Origin of the sequence: Lentzea aerocolonigenes, assembly GCF_000955955.1 — a bacterium.
In the GTDB taxonomy this organism is placed as follows: Bacteria; Actinomycetota; Actinomycetes; order Mycobacteriales; family Pseudonocardiaceae; genus Lentzea; species Lentzea aerocolonigenes_A.
Genome location: NZ_JYJG01000003.1, coordinates 52920 through 72856, shown reverse-complemented (window position 1 = coordinate 72856; position 19937 = coordinate 52920). Strand labels below are relative to the sequence as shown.

General features: G+C 69.0%; 21 protein-coding genes. 12 read left to right on the top strand and 9 right to left on the bottom strand.

Annotation, left to right across the window (positions count from 1 at the left end; translation table 11 throughout):
• Positions 1-88: 88 nt before the first annotated feature.
• On the top strand, positions 89-532 hold the full coding sequence (locus UK23_RS00800) for an SAV_6107 family HEPN domain-containing protein (RefSeq protein ID WP_045309358.1): 444 nt from the start codon (positions 89-91) through the stop codon (positions 530-532).
• On the top strand, positions 529-1275 hold the full coding sequence (locus tag UK23_RS00795; protein WP_052684263.1) for a maleylpyruvate isomerase N-terminal domain-containing protein: 747 nt from the start codon (positions 529-531) through the stop codon (positions 1273-1275). The genes UK23_RS00800 and UK23_RS00795 overlap by 4 nt, the downstream gene beginning before the upstream one ends.
• Here UK23_RS00795 and UK23_RS00790 read toward each other — a convergent pair.
• A complete protein-coding gene (locus UK23_RS00790; RefSeq protein WP_045309357.1) occupies positions 1252-2817 on the bottom strand; it encodes an alkaline phosphatase D family protein in 1566 nt (521 codons plus the stop codon). The genes UK23_RS00795 and UK23_RS00790 overlap by 24 nt on opposite strands.
• A gap of 24 nt (positions 2818-2841) precedes the next feature.
• On the opposite strand from UK23_RS00790, the gene UK23_RS52445 reads away from it, so the two are divergent.
• The gene (locus tag UK23_RS52445; RefSeq protein WP_052684262.1) at positions 2842-3336 is read left to right on the top strand and encodes a VOC family protein; all 495 of its coding nucleotides are present in this window, start codon (positions 2842-2844) and stop codon (positions 3334-3336) included.
• Between the two features lie 159 nt (positions 3337-3495).
• On the opposite strand, the gene UK23_RS00780 is transcribed toward UK23_RS52445, so the two are convergent.
• Positions 3496-5148 (bottom strand): DUF885 domain-containing protein, encoded by a 1653-nt coding sequence (locus UK23_RS00780; protein ID WP_045309356.1) that lies wholly within the window; start codon positions 5146-5148, stop codon positions 3496-3498.
• 118 nt (positions 5149-5266) lie between these two features.
• Between UK23_RS00780 and UK23_RS00775 the strand changes: the two genes are divergently transcribed.
• Positions 5267-5920 carry a DUF3153 domain-containing protein gene (locus tag UK23_RS00775; RefSeq protein ID WP_082114326.1) on the top strand — a complete coding sequence of 218 codons (654 nt, stop codon included), beginning with the start codon at positions 5267-5269 and terminating at the stop codon, positions 5918-5920.
• Here UK23_RS00775 and metF read toward each other — a convergent pair.
• Positions 5917-6798, bottom strand: a complete 882-nt coding sequence (gene metF / locus UK23_RS00770; protein WP_045309354.1) for a methylenetetrahydrofolate reductase [NAD(P)H] — start codon at positions 6796-6798, stop codon at positions 5917-5919. The genes UK23_RS00775 and metF overlap by 4 nt on opposite strands.
• A gap of 104 nt (positions 6799-6902) precedes the next feature.
• Between metF and UK23_RS00765 the strand changes: the two genes are divergently transcribed.
• From UK23_RS00765 to UK23_RS00755, 3 genes are all read left to right on the top strand, one after another.
• The gene (locus tag UK23_RS00765) at positions 6903-7970 is read left to right on the top strand and encodes a polyprenyl synthetase family protein (RefSeq protein WP_045309353.1); all 1068 of its coding nucleotides are present in this window, start codon (positions 6903-6905) and stop codon (positions 7968-7970) included.
• A gap of 61 nt (positions 7971-8031) precedes the next feature.
• On the top strand, positions 8032-9564 hold the full coding sequence (mptB, locus tag UK23_RS00760) for a polyprenol phosphomannose-dependent alpha 1,6 mannosyltransferase MptB (protein WP_196777560.1): 1533 nt from the start codon (positions 8032-8034) through the stop codon (positions 9562-9564).
• Positions 9561-10451, top strand: a complete 891-nt coding sequence (locus tag UK23_RS00755; RefSeq protein ID WP_045309351.1) for a phytoene/squalene synthase family protein — start codon at positions 9561-9563, stop codon at positions 10449-10451. Before mptB ends, UK23_RS00755 begins: the two co-directional genes overlap by 4 nt.
• Positions 10452-10468: 17 nt before the next feature.
• Here the strand turns inward: UK23_RS00755 and UK23_RS00750 are convergent, their stop codons facing one another.
• Together UK23_RS00750 and UK23_RS00745 are read right to left on the bottom strand one after the other, a co-directional pair.
• Positions 10469-10870: a hypothetical protein gene (locus tag UK23_RS00750; RefSeq protein WP_156212614.1), complete on the bottom strand. Its 402-nt coding sequence runs from the start codon at positions 10868-10870 to the stop codon at positions 10469-10471.
• A 69-nt stretch (positions 10871-10939) separates the two neighbouring features.
• Complete coding sequence (locus UK23_RS00745; protein ID WP_269112239.1) at positions 10940-11305, bottom strand: Rv2175c family DNA-binding protein; 366 nt, start codon at positions 11303-11305, stop codon at positions 10940-10942.
• Between the two features lie 77 nt (positions 11306-11382).
• On the opposite strand from UK23_RS00745, the gene pknB reads away from it, so the two are divergent.
• Positions 11383-13392 (top strand): Stk1 family PASTA domain-containing Ser/Thr kinase, encoded by a 2010-nt coding sequence (gene pknB / locus UK23_RS00740; protein ID WP_052684261.1) that lies wholly within the window; start codon positions 11383-11385, stop codon positions 13390-13392.
• 72 nt (positions 13393-13464) lie between these two features.
• On the opposite strand, the gene UK23_RS00735 is transcribed toward pknB, so the two are convergent.
• The gene (locus UK23_RS00735; protein WP_045309349.1) at positions 13465-14853 is read right to left on the bottom strand and encodes a class II 3-deoxy-7-phosphoheptulonate synthase; all 1389 of its coding nucleotides are present in this window, start codon (positions 14851-14853) and stop codon (positions 13465-13467) included.
• 165 nt (positions 14854-15018) lie between these two features.
• Here UK23_RS00735 and UK23_RS00730 point away from each other — a divergent pair, with 165 nt between their 5' ends.
• Complete coding sequence (locus tag UK23_RS00730; RefSeq protein WP_045309348.1) at positions 15019-16026, top strand: DUF2891 domain-containing protein; 1008 nt, start codon at positions 15019-15021, stop codon at positions 16024-16026.
• Positions 16027-16122: 96 nt separating this feature from the next.
• Here UK23_RS00730 and UK23_RS00725 read toward each other — a convergent pair whose 3' ends face one another.
• The 3 genes from UK23_RS00725 to UK23_RS00715 form a co-directional block, all read right to left on the bottom strand.
• Positions 16123-17151, bottom strand: a complete 1029-nt coding sequence (locus UK23_RS00725; protein ID WP_045309347.1) for a 6-phosphofructokinase — start codon at positions 17149-17151, stop codon at positions 16123-16125.
• 75 nt (positions 17152-17226) lie between these two features.
• Complete coding sequence (locus tag UK23_RS00720; RefSeq protein WP_045309346.1) at positions 17227-17739, bottom strand: polyadenylate-specific 3'-exoribonuclease AS; 513 nt, start codon at positions 17737-17739, stop codon at positions 17227-17229.
• A 22-nt stretch (positions 17740-17761) separates the two neighbouring features.
• The gene (locus tag UK23_RS00715; RefSeq protein WP_045309345.1) at positions 17762-18496 is read right to left on the bottom strand and encodes a lysophospholipid acyltransferase family protein; all 735 of its coding nucleotides are present in this window, start codon (positions 18494-18496) and stop codon (positions 17762-17764) included.
• 203 nt (positions 18497-18699) lie between these two features.
• Here UK23_RS00715 and UK23_RS00710 point away from each other — a divergent pair, with 203 nt between their 5' ends.
• From UK23_RS00710 to UK23_RS54480, 3 genes are all read left to right on the top strand, one after another.
• A complete protein-coding gene (locus UK23_RS00710; RefSeq protein ID WP_045309462.1) occupies positions 18700-19182 on the top strand; it encodes a hypothetical protein in 483 nt (160 codons plus the stop codon).
• Positions 19183-19248: 66 nt separating this feature from the next.
• On the top strand, positions 19249-19377 hold the full coding sequence (locus tag UK23_RS54485) for a hypothetical protein (RefSeq protein ID WP_269112237.1): 129 nt from the start codon (positions 19249-19251) through the stop codon (positions 19375-19377).
• A gap of 181 nt (positions 19378-19558) precedes the next feature.
• Positions 19559-19684 (top strand): hypothetical protein, encoded by a 126-nt coding sequence (locus UK23_RS54480; RefSeq protein ID WP_269112236.1) that lies wholly within the window; start codon positions 19559-19561, stop codon positions 19682-19684.
• The last annotated feature ends 253 nt before the right edge of the window (positions 19685-19937 follow it).

Here is a 19937-nt window from a genome sequence, read left to right as displayed (position 1 = left end):
GGTGGGGTGGGGGAAGCACCCCACCTCCGGGAGCCGCCGGCTTCCCCTCGGCGGAGACGTCGTTCACCGACGCCACGAGGAGGCCGAGATGACAGCTGAGATTTCGAATCCAGCGAACTTCCCCCTCCCACTGCCACCCGCGTCCGCGCTCGCACTGCTGCGGCAGGCACGTGACTCGCTCGCCGAGTCCGAACGCACGCCCGAGCCACCGGAGCGGTTCGCCACCGCCTATCTCGCCGCGTTACGCGCCGCCGCCGCGGTGCTCGCGTTACGCGGACGACCGCATCGCGGGCGTTCGAGGCCGACCAGCGCGTGGGTGCTGCTCGCCGCGATCGCGCCGGAGATGAGTGAGTGGGCCAGGTTCTTCGCGTCGTGGTCGTCGACGCGTGCTGCCGTGCTCGCGGGCATCACGCGGCACGTCAACGCGCGCACAGCCGACGACCTGGTGCGCCAGACCGATCAGTTCGTGACGCTCGTCGACCGCGTGATGAACGAGGCCCAAAACGGGACCCAAAACAGGACACCGCGGTGAACGCTCTGGAAGTGCTGCGTCGCGAAGCGGAACTGCTTGCCATGTCCGCGATCGGCCAGCCACCGCACAAGGGCGTGCCCGCGTGCCCCGGGCTCAATCTCGGGGAGACGGTCCGGCACGTCGGCAGCGGCTACCGGACGGCGCTGGAGTGGATCAGGCTCGGTCGTGAGCCGGGAACCGGGGAATGGCAGGAGTTTCCGACGGATGGCGAGGATCCGCTGGAGTTCATGCGCTCTGGCGCGGCGGCCGTGCTGGCGGAACTGGAGGCGCACGACGAGGACGAGCCGTGCGCGACGTGGTGGCCCGTGCAGCAGAACTACGGGTTCTGGCGACGGCGGCTCGCACACGAGACGACGGTGCACCGCATGGACGTCCAGGGCGCCGCGGGCATGGAGGTCGGCCCGGTCACCGACGAGGTCGCGATCGACGGCGTCGACGAGGTCCTGACGTTGTGGCTGGGGCACAAGCTCGACGTGCTCGGCGTGCGGGGGTCGCGGGACAGCCTGGTCACGATCCAGGTCCAGGACCATCTGTGGCTCACGCGCTGCGGGCCGCACGGGGCGTCGGCGTGGCGCGTGGTCGACCCGGAGGACGCACACCTCGCCGACGCGCAGGTGTCCGCGAGCCCGATGACGATGTACCGCTGGCTGTGGGGACGGTTGCCCGACCGGATGGTCCAGGTGATCGGCGACCACGACGCGATCGCGCAGCTCTGGGCGCTACTGCGGCTCGCGACCAAGTAGCACGTTCGCGGTCTCCGCGCCCGTCGCCGACAACAGCCGGTAGCGGGCGCGGCGGCCGTCGAACTCCAGCAGTGCCACGGAGTTCCCGAAGTGCGGGCCGCTGGTCTTGCGCCAGCGCATCCGGTCCTTCGGCACGCCCGCGAGCGTCGCGAGGCGGCGGAGCACCCAGGCCGCCGCAGCCGACCACGACAGCCGGAAGATCGGCAGGAACACGTTCGGCGGCTCGTTGTGCACCGGCGAGCACACGAGCTGCGTCACGGTCGCCTTCGTCGGCACGGGGAAGTCGGCTTCGGCGACGTAGCTGTGGTGGACGTCGCCGGAGAGCACGGAAACCGTTGCGGCACCGTTGTTCGCGGCCTTCTCGATCATGTGGGTGAGCCGGTCGAACGACTCGCGGAACGCCGGCCAGTGCTCGAGGTCCGCCGCCTGCCGGATCTTCTCCGCGGCCCTGCCCTGCCAGCCCTTCTTGCGCGCGCCGATCTCGTTGAGGGACTGGAAGTGGCTGAGCGCGTGCGGCATCAGCCACGGCAGCGACGAGCCGATCATCAGGTGGTCGAAGTCGCCATCAGCATTTTGTTCAAGCCAGTCGAACTCGGCGTCGCTGACCATCTGCCGCTTGTCGTTCTCCAGGATGCGGCCGCAGCGCGTGTCGATCATCAGCAGCCGGGCGCGGCCGAAGTCGCGGCGGAAGCTCCACCACGTGGACTTGCGGCCCTGCGTCTCCTTGTCCGCTTCCTCGGCGAACTCCTCCAGCAGCGGCAGCACGTCGGTGCCCTGGGCCTTCACCTTGGCGTACAAGGGATCCCTGGCGAGCTCGTCCGGGCCGAGGTTGCCGAGGTGCTGATACACCCAGTACGACGAGATGGCGCCGCGAATCCTGTTCCGCCACCAGGGTTTGCCGGCCATTTCGGCACGCCACACCGCGGACGTGTTCCAGTCGTCGCGCACGTCGTGGTCGTCAAAGATCATCGAGGACGGCACGACCGACAGCAGCCAGCGGATCTCGGGGTCGCCCCAGGTCTCGTGGTAGAGGTGGGCGTACTCGCGGAAGTGCACGACCTCGCCGTCGGGTTCCTGCGTGCCGTGGCGGTGTTCGCGCAGCCACTGCTTGGTCGCCTCGGTGGGTTCGTCGGCGTAGACCTGGTCTCCCAACAGGATCAGCGCCTGCGGCCACTCCTGTTCCGGCGCGCTCATGAGCCGTTGCGCGAAGGCGTCGAGGGCGTCGGGGCCGACCGGCTGGTTCGGCGCGGCGCGGCACGATCCGAAGGCGATCCTCGTGACTTCGCCTGTGCGGATGACGGGTTTCGGGAACTTGCTGTCAGGTTCCGGCCAGACCGGTTCCTGGTCCAGTTGCACGTCGTACTCGGTGCGCGGGCCCAGGTTCTCCAGTCTGACGAGGGCGAAGTGCTGCTCCCCCGCCTGGAACGTGCGAGCGGTGTGCCCCGCGATCGTGACCTCGCAGGAGGCGTCCGTCTCGACCCACACGGTCGCGGACGTCTCGTGCACATGCCTGAGGAGCGGTCCGAGCACCAGCTTCGCCACCCGCGAGACAGTACCCTCGCACGCGTGGAAATCACGTTCGACGCAGCCGATCCCTCCGCTCTGGCCGCGTTCTGGTCCGAGTTCGCCGGTGACGAGATCGAGCTGACGTTCGTGTGGAGCGACGCCCCGAAGATCGAGAAGAACCGGGTGCACATCGACCTGGCCTCGTCGTCGCCCGAACACCAGGCGGACATCGTGGCGCGGGCACTGAAGCTCGGCGCCGAGCACGCGGACATCGGGCAGCGTGACGTGCCGTGGGTGGTGCTGCGCGATCCGCAGGGCAACGAGTTCTGCGTCCTGGAACCGCGGCCCGAGTACACCGGGGTGATCGCGGCCGTCGTCGTCGACTCGCCGGATCCGCTGGCGTCGGCTCGGGCGACCGGGCATCCGGTGGTGCGCAGCGGTGAGGGCTGGGCGTCGGTGCGGCCGGAGCCCGGACCGTGGCTCGAGTTCGTGCAGACCTCGGATTCGGAGCCGATCACGAACCGCGTGCGCGTGCGGTGGGCCGACCCGAACTGACGCCGGTTCGCCTTCGCCCTCGACGTCGGCAGCTGCCACTTCGATCTTCGCGGCAGCCGATATCCAGTATCCGATATATCAGTTATGCAAAAGACGTTTGCGGACGTCCGCAAACGTCTTTTGCATGAGGAGGCGTTGGCGCAGGTCAGAGCGGTGGGGCTAGAGGGCGGCCAGCCGCTCGCGCAGGGTGTCGAGGCCCATCGAGCCCATTTCGAGGGCGTCCTTGTGGAAGCGCTTGAGATCGAAGTCGGCACCCTTGCGAGCACGGGCGTCCTCGCGCGCGGCGAGCCAGAGGCGTTCGCCGAGCTTGTACGCCGGGGCCTGGCCGGGCCAGCCGAGGTAGCGGTCGAGCTCGTCGCGAGCGGCCGCCGGTTCCTGCAGCGTGCGGGTCAGCATGAACTCCAGGCCGAGCTCGGGCGTCCAGCGCTCGCCGGGGTGGAAACCGGTGCCGGCCGGGATCTCGAGCTCCAGGTGCATACCGATGTCGATGATCACGCGGGCGGCGCGGAACAGGTGCGCGTCCAGCATGCCGAGCAGGTCGCCGTCGTCGTCGAGGTAGCCGAGCTCGCGCATGAGGCGTTCCGCGTACAAAGCCCAGCCCTCGCCGTGGCCCGAGACCCAGCACATGAGGCGCTGGAAGTCGTTGAGCGTCGCCGACTGGTGGACCGCCGTCGCGCACTGGAGGTGATGGCCCGGCACGCCCTCGTGGTAGACGGTCGACGTCTCGCGCCACGTCGGGAACACGGACTTGCCCTCGGCGATCGACCACCACATGCGGCCGGGACGGGAGAAGTCGGCGGTCGGCGGGGTGTAGTAGGCGCCGACGCCACCGCCGGGCGGGGCGATCTTGCACTCGAGGTTCATCAACGCGTCCGGCAGGTCGAAGTGCACGTCGCGCAGGTCGAGCAGGGCCTTGTCGGAGAGCTCCTGCATCCACGCCTGCAGGCCGTCCTGGCCGTGGACCTGGTAGCGCGGGTGCTCGTCGAGGTAGGCAGCGGTCTCCGCCAGCGAGGCGCCCGGCTTCAGGCGGGCCGCGACCTTCTTCATCTCGGCCTCGATGCCGAGGAACTCCTCCCAGCCCCACGCGTACGCCTCGGTCAGGTCGAGCCGCGAACCGGTGAAGTAGCGCGAGCCGAGGCGGTAGCGCTCCTCGCCGACGGCGTCCTTGGTGGGCGCGGCCGGAGCGAGCGTCGTGCGCAGGAACGAGGCGAACTCGGCGTAGGCGGAGGAAGCGGCGGCGGCACCGGCGTCCAGCGACGAACGCAGCGCGCCCTCGGCACCGGAAGTCGCCACGAAAGAGGTGAAGAACGTGGAGGCCCAGACGTCGCACTGCTCGGCGACCCTGGTCACCTGGCGCAGCGCGGAAACGTGTCCACGGGAAGCGGCGTGCGAGAGAGAGGCGCGCAGACCGTCCAAGGCGGCGGGCACGGCGGAAAGACGCCGCCCGATCGTGGCCCAGTTCTCCGGCGTGTCGGTCGGCATCTGGTCGAAGATGTCGCGCACCGACTGGATCGGGCTCGCGATCACGTTCAGCGAGGACTCGTTCTCGCCGGCCTCGTAGAGCTCGTGCTCGAGGCCCACTCGCTCCAGGAACACGGCGCGCGCCGCGTCCTCGGAAGCATCTGCGGGCTGCGCGGCCGTGATGTCGGTGAGAGCGCGCACAGCGAGTTCGTCGCGTGCCGCGTTCCCCTCCGGCGAGAAGTCCGTCAGCTGGTCCTCGGCTCCCGCGAAGCCCAGGTGGGTGGCGGTGATGGGGTCGAGCGCCGCGTAGTCGCTGACGTACTTGTTGCTGATGTCGTGCACCGATGCCATGGCGCGAGACGCTACCTCGCGGCTCTCGACACCAAAAGGTAGTTAGTCAAGCTCACGACCAAAGGAGGGCCAAAGGTGGATACAGCGTCGTTTGGAGAGGACTGGCAGGATGTCCGCCGTGCGTCGATCCCGGGCACTTCTGGTGCCGGTCTTCCTGCTGCTCACCCTGTTCTCGTTGAGCGGATGCGTTCGCGTCTACGCGGCCATGGCCGTGTCGGACGACGACCGCATCTCGGGTGAGATCGTCGCGGCCACGCCGCCCACGCAGGACAACGACCCCGGTCCCCAGCTCAAGGTGCCGCCGGAGCTCGCCAGCCGCGTCACCACCAAGCCGTACCGGGTGGAGTCGTACGCGGGTACGCAGCTGTTCTTCAACGGGCTGTCGTTCGACGAGATGCGCACGCTCTCGATGTCGACCAGCTCGTCGAACAGCCGCTACAGCATGAACTTCCGCCGGTCGGGTGATCTTGTCACGTTGTCGGGCTCGGTCGACCTCACCCAGGTGCCCGTGGAACGCGCGGACATCCAGTTCAAGGTCAGCTTCCCCGGCAAGATCGTGAACACCAACGGCCGCGAGGAGGAGAACAACACGATCGCGTGGTCTCCGAAGCCCGGTCAGGCGTCGATGCTCCAGGCCACCGTGCAGTACGCGGGTGAGGAGTCCGGCTCGTTCCTCGGCTGGGCATTGCTCGTCGCCGGGCTCACCGGTGGCGCCGCGCTGATCGTCGTCGTGCTCGCCCTCATCGCGCACAAGCGCAACGTGATGGTCTAGGCGCGAGCAACCAAACCCAAGCGCCCCAGCACTTCCCGCGTCGCCTTGGCGCGGTTCATCGTGTAGAAGTGCAGTGCCGGAACGCCCTCGTCGAGCAGCTTCTGGCACATCTCGGTCGCGATGTCGATGCCCGTCGCCCGGAACCCGGCCGCGTCGTCCGCGTACGGCTCCAGCCTGCGCGAGATCTCCACCGGCAGATCGGCACCGGACAGCTCCACGATCTTGGACAGCCCGCGCGCCGACAGCATCGGCATGATGCCGGGCAGCATCGCCGCCGAGCAGCCGGCGGCCGCCACCCTATCCCGCATCCGCAGGAACGGCTCCGGCTCGTGGAACAGCTGTGCCACCGCGTAGTCCGCGCCCGCGTTGAGCTTGCGCAACAGGAACTTCAGGTCGGTGTCGAGGTCGTTCGAACGCGGGTGCCCGTACGGGAACGCCGCCACGCCGACGCAGAAGTCGCCCAGTTCGCGGACGAGCGACACGAGCTCGTCGGCGTAGTTGAGGCCCTCGGGGTGCGCGACCCACTCGCCCATCGGGTCGCCGGGAGGGTCGCCGCGCAGCGCCAGGACGTTGCGCACACCGATCGCCGCGTACCAGCCGATCACGTTGCGCAGCTCGGCAACCGAGTGGTCGACGGCGGTGAGGTGCGCGACCGGCAGCAGCGTCGTCTCCTGCGCGATGCGGCCGGTGGCGCGGATCGTGCGGTCCCGGCGCGACCCGCCGGCGCCGTAGGTGATCGACACGAACGCCGGGTCGAGACCCTCCAGCTCGCGGACGGCCTTCCACAGGATCTTCTCGTCCTCGGCGTCCCGCGGCGGCAGGAACTCGACCGAGAACTTCGGCGACTGGCCCTGCAGGCGCTCCACGACCGACGTCATAGGACCAACCCTAGTGTGTCTTCCGCTAGGTGAGACTCCAGCTCACCATGTGGTACACCCGCCCCGGCATGCGGGTGGCCCGGGACACAGCGGACCATGGAGCTGTGTCCCACCACCCCATCGACGTGTCGCTGCCCACGCACGTCGAAGAAGCGCTGACCACGTACCTGGCCTCCCGGCGCGCGTCCGGCGAGGCGATGGACCCCAGCTTCGCGAGCGCGGTGGACGCGCTCTCGGACTTCGTGCTGGGCGGTGGCAAGCGCATCCGTCCGACATACGCGTGGTGGGGCTGGCGCGCGGCCGGTGGCGATCCCGGCGGCGAGCTCGCGGACGAGGTGCTCACGGCGGTGAGCTCGCTGGAGCTGATCCAGGCGTGCGCGCTGATCCACGACGACCTGATGGACGCCTCGTCGGTGCGCCGGGGCAAGCCGACCGTGCACATCGCGTTCGGCGCGCGGCACCGCGACCAGCGCTGGCTCGGGTCGCCGGAGCGGTTCGGCATGTCCGCGGCGGTGCTGATCGGCGACATCGCGCTGGCGTGGGCCGACGACATGCTGTTCGCGGCCGGGCTGCCGTCCGAGGTGCTGCGGCGGATGAGCGAGCCGTGGCGGGACATGCGCACCGAGATGCTCGCGGGCCAGTACCTCGACGTGCTGACGCAGGCGCGGGGCGACTCGTCCCCGGACGCGGCGCTGCGGATCGACCGGCTCAAGACCGCCGCGTACACCGTCGAACGGCCGCTGCACATGGGCGCGGCGATGGCGGGCGGTTCGCCGGAGCTCATCGACGGGCTGCGGGCGTTCGGTGCCGACATCGGCGTCGCGTTCCAGCTGCGCGACGACCTGCTCGGCGTGTTCGGCGACCCGGAGGTGACCGGCAAGCCCGCCGGTGACGACCTCGCCGAGGGCAAGCGCACGCTGCTCGTGGCACTCGGTATGCAGTTCGGCGCCGATATATTGGATATCGCTCTGGGCAAGCAGGACCTCGACCTCGACACCGTCGAAGAGGTCCGCCGGGCGCTCGTGAAGGTCGGCGCCGTCGACGCCGTCGAGGAGCGCATCGAGGAGCTGACGAAGAGCGCGCTGGCCGCCCTCGACGCGGCACCTGTCGCCGAGCCCGCCGCGACCAAGCTCGCGGACCTCGCGATCAGCTCCACGAAGCGGACCTTCTAGCGCTTGACCGTGAGCTGTTGTGTGCTGATGCATTCGTGCCTTGTGCAACGATGTTCGCGCGATGGCAGCAACTCCGTCACTCCTCCGCTCGAGCTCCGAGGTGTTTCCACCGGAGCCCTCAGCTGCCGTACGCGCGAACGTCCGCACCGTCCCCGTCCGCACGACCGTGCTCGGCCTGCTGGGCGTGACGCTGATGGCGCTCGGGGGCATGGGTGCGGGCGCGGTTCCCGAGCACGACCCGCTGCTCGACCGGGCCGGGCTGAGCTGGCTGCGGTACGGGCACGGCCACGACCTCGCGATCATGGTGCTGTACCTGGGGCTCGGTCTGGTCGTCTGGGCGTGGATCCGGCTCGGCAGGCTCGTGCGCTCGGGTGAGGCCGGCGATCACGCGGTGCTCGTCGCGGTGACGGCGTGGACGGTGCCGCTGCTGTTCGCACCGCCGCTGTTCAGCAAGGACGTCTACAGCTACCTCGCGCAGGGCCAGCTCGCGCTGAGCGGCTACGACCCGTACCAGGTCGGGCCCGCGGTGCTGCAGAGCGCGCTCAGCGAGAACGTCAGCGGGGTGTGGCAGCACACGCCGGCGCCGTACGGGCCGTTGTTCATCCTCGTCGCCAAGGCGATCGTGTGGCTCACCGGCGGCAGCGTGGTCCTCGGTGTCATCGCGATGCGCCTCTCGATCGCCGGCGGGCTCGTGCTGCTGTGCCGGGCACTACCGGGCCTGAGTCGTCATCTGGGCGGGAAGTCCGCGATCGCGTTGTGGCTGGTGGCGGCGAACCCGTTGCTGCTGATCCACCTGGTCGGCGGCGCGCACAACGACCTGCTGATGATCGGGTTGATGGCCGCGGGCGTGCTGCTGGTGCTCGACCGCGGGTACGTGCTCGGCTTCGTGCTGCTCGGGCTCGCGTTCTCGGTGAAGGCGACGGCGGTCGTGATCGTGCCGTTCCTCGTCTGGATCTGGGCGGCGCGGCTGGACGGCGCCCCGCGCGTCCGGTTCCTGAAGGCCCTGTTGCCGGGCGCTGTGACGATTCTCGGGACGTTCGCGGCCTGCACGCTGGTCGCCGGGGTGGGCCTCGGCTGGATCCCCGCGCTGAGCAACTCGTCGGTGATCGTCAACTGGCTGTCGGTCCCGAGCGGGGCCGGCGCCTTCGTGCACATGGTCGTGAGCTGGTTCTCCGACGACGGCGACAGCGTCAGCAGCGGCATCTTCATCGGCGTCGCGCGGACGCTCGGCGCGGTCGTGCTCATCTGGGTCGCCTGGACGCAGTGGTGGGCGGCGCGGGACGGCGACGTGCGCGACAACGTCCGGCGCGGCGCGGTGACGATGCTGGCCGTCGCGCTGCTGTCCCCCGCGACGCTGCCGTGGTACTTCAGCTGGCCGCTGGTGCTCGCCGCCGGGTTCCTGTGGACCACGCGCGCGCTGGTGACGGTGACGCTCGCGTCGGTCTTCCTGCTGCTGGTGACGTTCCCGAACGGAGACACGGGCCTGTACTTCTGGAGCTACCTGTCCTTCGCGCTCGGCGTGTCGGCGCTGGCGGCGTGGTCGTTGGTCGAGCCGGACCCGTTCGGCCTGTCCCCTCGATACGAGCACGCATGAGCACCAATACATTGGATATGGCGTCCGCGTATGCCTCGTGCCGCCGGATCAACGCTCGCTACGGCAAGACGTTCTTCCTGGCCACGACGCTGCTGCGCGCAGACCAACGACCGGCTGTGCACGCGTTGTATGCATTCGCGCGGTGGGCCGACGAGATCGTCGACGCGGCCGGCGTCGACAACCGCGCGGACGAACTCGACCACCTCGAGCGGCTGCTGGACAGTGACATTGAAAGCAGGCAGCCCTCCAGCCCGGTTCTGCTCGCGCTCGCGGACACGATGCGGCGCTACGACATCGACAGGTCGCTCTTCACGGACTTCCTCGCGTCGATGCGGATGGACCTCGACGTCACCGAGTACGCCGACCTCGACGCGCTCGGCGTGTACATGCACGGCTCGGCGGAGGTCATCGGGCTGCAGATGCTGCCGGTGCTCGGCACCGTCGTGCCCCGCGAGGAGGCCGCACCGTACGCAGCTCGGCTCGGGGTGGCGTTCCAGCTGACGAACTTCCTGCGCGACGTCGGCGAGGACCTCGACCGCGGCCGCGTGTACCTGCCGCAGGACGTCCTCGGCGCGCACGGCGTCGACCGCGACCTTTTGCAATGGGTGCGTTGCCGTCGTCGCGCAAACGAGCGGGTGCAACGGGCGCTGGACGACCTCGTCGCGCACTCGTATGCGATATATCAGTCGGCCGAGCCGGGGATCGGGATGCTGTCGCCGGCGTCGCGGCCTTGTATGCAGACGGCGTACACGCTGTATCGCGACATCTTGGGACTGGTCGGCTGCGAGGTGCTCTGGAGGCGGGTCGCCGTGCCGAACTCTCGTCGTCTCGCGGTGGCAGTGCCCGGCGCGGGCCGGGCACTGCTCGCACGCGCGATGGTCAGATGAACACGCCGTTAGACCTTCTAGATGACGACAACGCCGACGATGTTCGACGTCGCGGAGGCATAGGTGCTCGTGCCGGGGAAGTAAAGGCGCAGGTCGGCCGACGCGTCGATGGACAGCTTGGCGTTGAACTGCGCGTTCGGGCTGCAGGACTTCGTGAAGATGTTGGTCCACACACCCGCGTTGACCCTGACCTGGGCGAAGATGTCGAGACCGAGCGTCAGCTGACGTTCGCCGCCCTGGGCACCGAGCTTGCCCTTGATCTGGAGCTGGTTGCCCTTCTTGACCTTGACCTTGGCGCCACCGGCGTCGAGTTCGAGCGTGGTGGGCTTGGCGTGCACAGCGGGAGCGGCCGAGGCGGCGACCGGGGACAACAACAGTCCGACGGCCGTGAACCCGGCGAGGAGAGTCTTGACGATCATGGACACAAGTTCAGGGGTTCCGGACGTCTCCCGCTCGGGGAGACGCCCGGAACCGCCGCATCGTGTGAACTAGAAGCCCATGGCTTGCGCGCGCCGCTTTACCTCACGCCCACGGTCTCCGCGCAATGCTTCGATCGGAGTGCCAGGGAGGCTCGTGTCCTCCGTGAAGAGCCAGCGCAGAATCTCGTCCGTGGAGAAGTTCTGGTCGCGCAGCACCGTGATGGTGCCCGGCAGACCCTTCACGACGGTTCCGGCGGCGAGGAACGCTTCGGGAACGACGAGAACGCCGTCCCGCCGCACGGCGAGCAGTTGCCCGTCACGCAGCAGTTGTTGGACCCGCGTTACCGGGAGTCCCATTCGGTCGGCCACCTCGGGGAGAGGAAGAACCTCCAGGTCGGCAGCCAGTACATCCGCAGCGGCAGGAATCGCACTCACGGGGGTCACGATGCCATAACCGAACTGTGAACGCCCTTCCGCCAACCGGGTCATCCTGAGCTTTACCATCTCGCACTGTGGAGAGGTCGGTTTCGAACGTGATGGGTGGACTGCTCGAGCAGCGCTACCGGGTGGACTCCGTGCTCGCGCGGGGCGGCATGTCCACCGTCTATCGAGGTCGCGACACCCGCCTCGATCGCGATGTGGCCGTCAAGGTGATGGATCCGCACCTGACGGCGGACCCGGCGTTCGTCGCGCGCTTCGAGCGCGAGGCGCGCGCGGCCGCGCAGTTGCATCACCCGGCCGTGGTGTCCGTGCACGACCAGGGCGTCGACGGTGACCAGGTGTACCTGGTGATGGAGCTGATCGACGGCGGAAACCTCCGTGACCTGCTCAATCAGCGCGGCAAGCTCCCTCCCGCCGTCGCGTTGAGCGTGCTCGGCCCCGTGCTGTCCGCGTTGGGCGCGGCCCACCGCGCCGGGCTGGTGCACCGCGACGTGAAGCCGGAGAACGTGCTGATCGGACCGGGTGGCCAGGTCAAGGTGGCGGACTTCGGACTGGCCCGCGCGATCGCCGAGAACGGCGTCACGAGCGACAGCGAGATCCTCGGCACTGTGGCCTACCTCTCACCTGAACAGGTGGAGACGGGTGCCGCGGACGCGCGCAGTGACGTCTACGCGGCCGGAATCGTGCTGTACGAGATGCTGGCGGGTCAGGCGCCGTACCGCGGTGAGACGCCCATCTCGGTGGCCTACCAGCACGTGAACAACGACGTCCCGTCCGTTCCCGACATCCCGCTGGCCCTGGACACGCTGGTGCGCAAGGCGACGCGGCGCGACCCGTCGCTACGTCCCGTGAACGCCGACGCCTTCCTCGCCGAACTGGAGCGGGTGGGCTCGGAGCTGGGCCTCACCCCGCAGCCGGTGCCCGTTCCGGGTTCCGCGCCCGAGAACGACAAGACGATGGTCATGAGACCGGTTCCGGTCTCGGTCGGCGCCACTCCGCCGTCGATCGCCGAGGCGACCCGGCCGGTGCAGCCGGTGCAGTCCGCGATGACGACGATCAACACGGGCCCGCCGACGCCTCCGCCCGGCATCTCCGGCACGCGCGCGATGCCGCGCCCGGAGCAGCCGCGGCGCCGTCCCCCGCAGAAGAGGAAGCCGAAGGTCGACCCGATCGAGGAAGAGCGCAAGCGGCGCAAGCGGCTCTTCATCATCTGGGGCTCCGTGGTCGCCGTGCTGGCGTTGATCGTCGGCCTGTTCTCCTGGTACCTCGGCGCGGGCCGCTGGACGGCCGTGCCGGCGGTGGTCGGGCAGTCCGAGGTGAACGCGTCGCAGCTGTTGAGGGTCGCGGAGCTCACCGGGCTGGTCGAGAAGGTGCCGTCGAACGACGTGCCGAACGGCCAGGTCATCAGCACCGACCCCGCCGCCGGCGTGGAGCTGCGCAAGAACCAGACCGTGAAGGTCACCGTCTCGCGCGGCAAGCCCGTCGTGCCGTTCGTCAACGCCGGCGTCGATGTCGAGACCGCGACGAAGGACATCGAGGCCGCGGGTCTGAAAACGGCCAAGGACCCGACGAAGGACGCGTTCCACGACACGGTGCCGATCGGCAAGGTCGTGGCGCTGGACCCGCGTCCAGGCACGGCACTGACGATCAACAGCCCGGTGACCCTGGTGCTGAGCAAGGGTCCCGCGCCGCGCAGGCCGGTGCCGAACGTGCAGGGCAAGTCGAAGGACGAGGCGTTCGCGGAGCTGCAGCGCGCCGGGCTGGAACCGGTCGAGGCGACCGGTCAGGACGCGGCCAACGGCGACGACGCGCGGGTGGTGCGCACGGACCCGCCCGCGGGCACTGTGCTGGAGGGGAACGCGAACAAGCGCGTCACCGTGTTCTTCCAGGACAACTCGGAGATCGAGGTGCCGGACGTGACGCGGCAGAAGGTCCGGGACGCGAAGAAGGAGCTCGAGGAGCGCGGCTTCAAGGTGAAGGTCGAGTTCAACCGGAGCAACAACGCGACGGTCGTGAACCAGAACCCGCAGCCGGGCACCAAGGTCAAGCGCGGCACGGAGATCACGATCGTCGGTCTCTGATCAGGTGAAACAGAAGGGCCCCGCGTTCTCGACGCGGGGCCCTTCGTTCTTCAGCTCGTCTTCAGGAAAGACCTACGAGCGGAGCATCTCGGCGACGAGGAACGCGAGCTCGAGCGACTGCTGCGTGTTCAGGCGCGGGTCGCACGCCGTCTCGTAGCGGCCGGCGAGGTCGTCGTCGGAGATCTCCTGCGCGCCACCGAGGCACTCGGTGACGTCCTCACCCGTGAGCTCGATGTGGATGCCACCGGGGTGGGTGCCGAGGCGGCGGTGCACCTCGAAGAAGCCCTGGACCTCGTCGACGATGCGGTCGAAGTGGCGGGTCTTGTAGCCGGTGGACGACTCGTGCGTGTTGCCGTGCATCGGGTCGCACTGCCAGATGACCTTGTGGCCGCTGGCCTCGACCTTCTCGATGATCGCGGGCAGCACGTCGCGGACCTTCTGGTTGCCCATCCGCGAGATGAGCGTCAGGCGGCCAGGCTCGCCCCGCGGGTCGAGACGCTCGACGTACTCGACGGCCATCTCCGGCGACGTCGTCGGACCGATCTTGAGACCGATCGGGTTCGACAGCATCTCGGCGAACGCGATGTGCGCGCCGTCGAGCTGACGGGTGCGCTCACCGATCCACACGAAGTGCGACGACAGGTCGTAGAGCCTGGGCTCGTCGCGCGTCGTGTCGAGGCGGAGCAGTGCGCGCTCGTAGTCCAGCAGCAGCGCCTCGTGCGAGGCGAAGATCTCGGTGCCGTGCAGCGACTGGTCGTTCACGCCGCAGGCCGACATGAACTTCAGCCCGCGGTCGATCTCGCCGGCCAGGGCCTCGTAGCGCTCGCCCGCGGGCGAGGTGCGCACGAAGTCGCGGTTCCAGTCGTGCACCCGGTGCAGGTCGGCCAGACCCGCGCCGGTGAGCGCGCGCAGCAGGTTCATGGCCGCGCCGGCGTTCGCGTAGGCGCGGATCATGCGGCCCGGATCGGCGACCCTGGCTTCTGGCGTCGCGACCAGGGAGTTGATGATGTCGCCGCGGTAGGACGGCAGACCGAGCGCGTCGATGCCCGACGAACGCGGCTTGGCGTACTGGCCGGCGATGCGGCCAACCTTCACCACCGGAAGGCTCGCGCCGTAGGTCAGCACCACGGCCATCTGCAGCAGGGTCCGGATGTTCGCGCGGATGTGCGGCTCGGTGTTGTCAGCGAACGTCTCCGCGCAGTCACCGCCCTGCAGCAGAAATGCCTCACCGTTCGCGACCTGCGCCAGTTGCGTGTGCAGCCGGTCGATCTCGGCGGGCACGGTGATCGGCGGCACGCTCTCGAGCACGGTCCGCACGCGACGCACCTGTTCGGCGTCGGGCCATTCGGGCTGCTGGGCAGCCGGGCGCGACAGGGCGTCGTCCAGGCGCTTGCGCATCTCGGGAGGCAGCGGCGGAAGCTCGGGAAGCGTGTCGATGGGCACGTCCACGGTCCAGTTCACGCTGCTCATCCTAGTTGTCCCACACTGAGAGACCGGGCCGGGCCTGTCAGCAGTTCGAGGGGTCTTGATATGGGCACCATCAGATGGTGTATCGACCGGTGAAGTCTGTTACTTGTCAACTATCGACCTCTGCCCTATTGAGACGACGCACTGCATGATGTGGCCATGAACGCCCCCCGACTGGATGACGGCACCGCGACCCGGCTGCTGGCCATCGCGATCGACAACATCCAGCGCGATCACCCGGTGCACTGGTCGCACGTCATCGACGGCGACGACCGGCTGATACCGCAGCGGGTGCTGCATCCCGTGTTCGCCGGGTCGTTCGACTGGCACTCGTGCGTGCATCAGACGTGGCTCGCCGTGCGTCTCTTGCGGCTGCGTCCTTCTCTCGCGGGCGCTGATGCGGCCCGTGACGCGCTCGACAAGCTGATCACGGAGGAGAACTGCGCCGTCGAGGCCGCGTTCTTCGCATCCGCCTCTGGCCGGCACTGGGAGCGGCCCTACGGGTGGGCGTGGCTGCTGCTGCTCGACGCCGAACTGCGGACCTCCGGCCTGCCGTGGTCCGTGTCGCCGATCGCGGACGTCCTGCGCGACCGGTGGCTCGAATGGATCTCGGCCGCGCGCCTCCCGGTGCGCACCGGCACCCACGGCAACACCGCGTTCGCGACCTGCCTGGTGTTCGACGCCGCTCAGGTGAACGGCGACTTCGAGCTGGCGTCGGCGTGCATCGACGCGGCTCTGCGCTGGCACCGCGAGGAGGTCGCGTACGGCGGGTTCGAGCCGGACGCCGCCGACTTCCTCTCCCCCGCGCTGACGACGGCCGACCTGATGCGCCGCGCCCTCGACACCCCGGAGTTCGGCGCCTGGTTCGACGCCTACCTGCCGGACCTCGACGCGGAACGGTGGCGCGTGCTGCGCGAGCCCTTCCCGGTCGACGACCCCAGCGACCCCTACGGCTCGCACCTGGCCGGGCTCGCGCTGTCCCGCGCCTGGAACTGGGAGGCCATCGCCGACGCCCTGCCGACCGGGCACCGGTATGCCTCGCTGGCCCGCACCGCTTCCGCCGCGCACCGCGAGGCCGGGTGGACCTACGTGTTCGGCGGTCACGGCTACATGGCCGACCACTGGCTCGGCACGTTCGCCGCCTACCTCGACGCCAAAGCCTTCTGACCAGCACAAACACCTGCTTATGCTAAAGACGTTTGCGGTCGTCCGCAAACGTCTTTTGCATAACCGATATATCGGATATTGGATATCAGGCCCGGATCAGGCGCCGAAGAAGACCTCGGCCTCTTCGTAGCGCTCCGTCGGAACGGTCTTGAGCTCGGCCGTCGCCTCCGACAGCTTCACCCGGACGATCTCGGTGCCGCGCAGCGCGACCATCGTGCCGAAGTCACCGGCCGCGACGGCGTCGACGGCGTGCAGGCCGAAACGGGTCGCGAGCACGCGGTCGTACGCAGTGGGCGTACCGCCGCGCTGGATGTGGCCGAGCACGGCCGCGCGGGACTCCTTGCCGGTGCGGTCCGCGATCTCCTCCGCGAGCCACTGGCCGACGCCGCCGAGACGGACGTGACCGAAGGCGTCGCGCTCACCGGAGTGCAGCACCTCGGCGCCGCCCTCGGGAATCGCACCCTCGGCGACGACGATGATCGGCGCGAACTCGCGCTCGAAGCGGCGCTCGACCCACTCGACGACCTTGTCGACGCTGAACGGGCGCTCGGGCACGAGGATGACGTTCGCGCCACCGGCGAGACCGGAGTGCAGCGCGATCCAGCCCGCGTGCCGGCCCATGACCTCGACGACGAGCGCACGGTGGTGCGACTCGGCCGTGGTGCGAAGGCGGTCGATCGCCTCGGTCGCGATGTGCACGGCCGTGTCGAAGCCGAACGTGTAGTCCGTGGCGCCGAGGTCGTTGTCGATCGTCTTCGGCACGCCGACGACGCCGATGCCGTCATCGGTGAGGCGCTTGGCGACGCCGAGGGTGTCCTCGCCGCCGATCGCGACGATGGCGTCGATGTTGTTGGCCGCGATGGTCTCGCGGATGCGGTCGACACCGCCCTCGACCTTGTACGGGTTCGTGCGCGACGAGCCCAGGATGGTGCCACCGCGGGTGAGGATCTCCTCGACGTCCGCGAGGCCGATCTCCTTGGTCAGGTTCTCGATCGGACCCTGCCACCCGTTGCGGAACCCGACGATCTCCCAGCCGTGTGCCTTGATGCCCTTGCGGACCACGGCCCGGATCACGGCGTTCAGACCGGGGCAGTCACCACCGCCAGTGAGCACACCGATGCGCATCTGCTTCCCAATCTCTCGTGTTCTGTGTCACTCAGACTTTCACGAGCTGTATCGGTGCAGCAATGCGGGTCTCACTTACCGGACGGGAAACCCGATTTTCCGCCGATGTTCCTCGATCACCTTCCACCGCGCGAGGTTGTGGCGGGCGTCGGCGAGGGCGTCGTGGGCGTCGGCTGGCGGGGCCGGCAGCCTGGGCCTGCCGACGTCGTCCCAGCGTTGCCGCAGGTCGCGAGTGAACCGGGGCAGAGCGCGCGGCAACGCCGGCATCGCACCCCACAGCTGCGCCAGCGCGACGTGGTCGTAAGCCGCGAACCACGCCCACAGCTCGACCTCGTCACGGGCGGCGTTGCGGGCGCCGAGGAAGTCGAGCAGGTCCTCGCGGATGCGCTCACGGCTGCGCCACGCCTTGTCGGCGGGCGACGGCAGCTGGTTGAGGACGTTCTGCCGCACCCAGGGGCCGGCCCGCTCGGGGTCGAACTCGGTGGACACGGCGTAGAACTCGCGGCCTTCCTCGTCGACCACACCGATCGACACGAGGTCGATCGTCACCCCGTCCTCGATGAACTCACAGTCGTAGAAGAACCGCACCGCGACACCCTAGGGGGTGCGGTCAGCTCGCCTTCTTCTCGGGCACCCGGTCGGCCTTCTTGCCCTGCTCGGGCACGTCCGCGGCCTGCTCCTTGGCCTTGGCCGCGTAGACGTCGACGTACTCCTGACCGGAGAGCTCCATCAACGCGTACATGATCTCGTCGGTGATCGACCGCAGCACGAACCGGTCGCCCGACAGCCCCTCGTAGCGGGAGAAGTCGAGCGGCTTGCCGATCTTGATCCGGATCGGGTACGGCTTCCACATCTTCGAGCCGATGGGGTTGGCCTTGTCCGTGCCGAACATCGCCACCGGGATGACCGGCGCACCGGACTCCAGCGCGATCCACGCGACACCGACCTTGCCCTTGTACAGGCGGCTGTCGGGCGAGCGCGTGCCCTCGGGGTAGATGCCGAGCAGCTTGCCCTCGCGCACGATCCGCACGCCGGTGTCGAGCGCGCCCTGGGCGGCCGAGGCGCTGGACCGGTCGATCGGCACCTGGCCGACCCCGGAGAAGAACCACTTCTGCAGCTTGCCCTTGAGCCCCGTGCCGGTGAAGTACTCGATCTTGGCCGGGAAGGTCACGCGCCGCGAGAGCATCAGCGGCAGGAAGAAGGAGTCGGACACGGCGAGGTGGTTGCTCGCCAGGATCGCGCCGCCCTCCTTCGGGATGTTCTCGGCGCCCTCGATGATCTTCGGCTGGAAGAACAGCCGCAGAATCGGTCCCAGGAGGACGTGCTTCATGATCCAGTACAGCACAGCGGGAAGCGCCTCCCTAGACACCGAACCTTGATCCCGGCAACCAGCCTACGGAGCCGACCGCACCTCACACAACGAGTCCCAAAGTAGAGCGTCACGGGCGGCTCGGTGAGTGTTGCTGAGCCGACTGCCGTAACCCGCAACACATCCCGCCCGTGCAACGATGAGGGGTCAGAGGGTTGCGGCACACGGAGAGGCTCTGGATGAACGCCCGGCGCGACTCGACCGACGGCCCCGAGAACGTCGACGAGCTCTTTGCCGAGATCGTCGCGGGTCTCGAACGGGACGGGGTCGGCAAGGACTGGCTCGACCTCGACGAGGCGAGCCCCGAGAGCGATCTCGGCGACGATCTCCGGGCCCGCGGCGACGCGGCCGACGACCTCCCCTCCGAGCACGCGGACGAGCCCGAACGGCGCGACCAGGCCAGGAACAGGGACGACGAGGACCACTACGTCCCGCCGGACCCCCCGCCCTTCCCGGTGCTGCGCGCGTCCACGATCGCGGCGCTCGGCCTGTTCGTGCTGGGCATCGTCCTGCTGGTCGCCCCCGGCCTCTTCGGCCTCGAGTCGCGGATCGGCACGCCGCTCTCGCTCGTCTCGCTGTGCGCGGGCGTCGGCTGGCTGATCCTGCGCATGCGCAACACCCCGCCACCGGACTCGGGCTGGGACGACGGCGCCCAGGTGTGACACGTCACGTCCCATTCGGTAACGGCGTGATAACGGCCACTCCAACCTTCAGATAACGATTCGGTCATGCTTACCGTGTCGGGCATGGACCAGATGCAGCACCTGATGATGGCCCGCGCCCTGGCGACCCTGAGCAAGAAGGACGCCGAGCGCGCCAAGCGCCGCCCGCGCATCCTGCGCCTGCTCGGCCGCTAGCTCCGAGCTGGGTGTTCGCGGCGGGCGAACAAACCCCGACACGCCCGCCGCGAACGCCTCGGGCTCTCCTGTCCCCCGATACCGCTACGCACTTCGAGGCGGAAACGTCATCACCGCCACCGACCTGGTCAACCGCGGCCGATGGTCGACCGTCGAGGAGCTGATCGCCGAGGCGGACGCCGTGACCGTCGCCGACGTACACGCCGTCGCGGTCGAGGCGATGGGCTCGGCGCTGCTGCAGCTGCCGTCGGGGCATCAAGCGGACTGGGCGAGATTCGCCCCGATCGCGGAGTTCTTGAGTTCTTGAGTTCTCGTCCGCCGCGCGGGGAACCAGGTACTCCACCCACGCGCCGTCCGAAGTAACCCTCGTCGTCGGCCGCACCAGCATCAGCATGATCTTCCCCGAGAGCACGCTCACGGTCCGGTTCGACCAGTGCGCGGCGATGGAGGCGTGGCCGCACGGCGCGCGCAGGCTGATCGGCACCGACGGCGTGGTCAACTAGCCGGAACGGCGGCGCAGAGCGGATCGGCTCGTCGTCGGAGGCCTTCGCCGCCGCCTT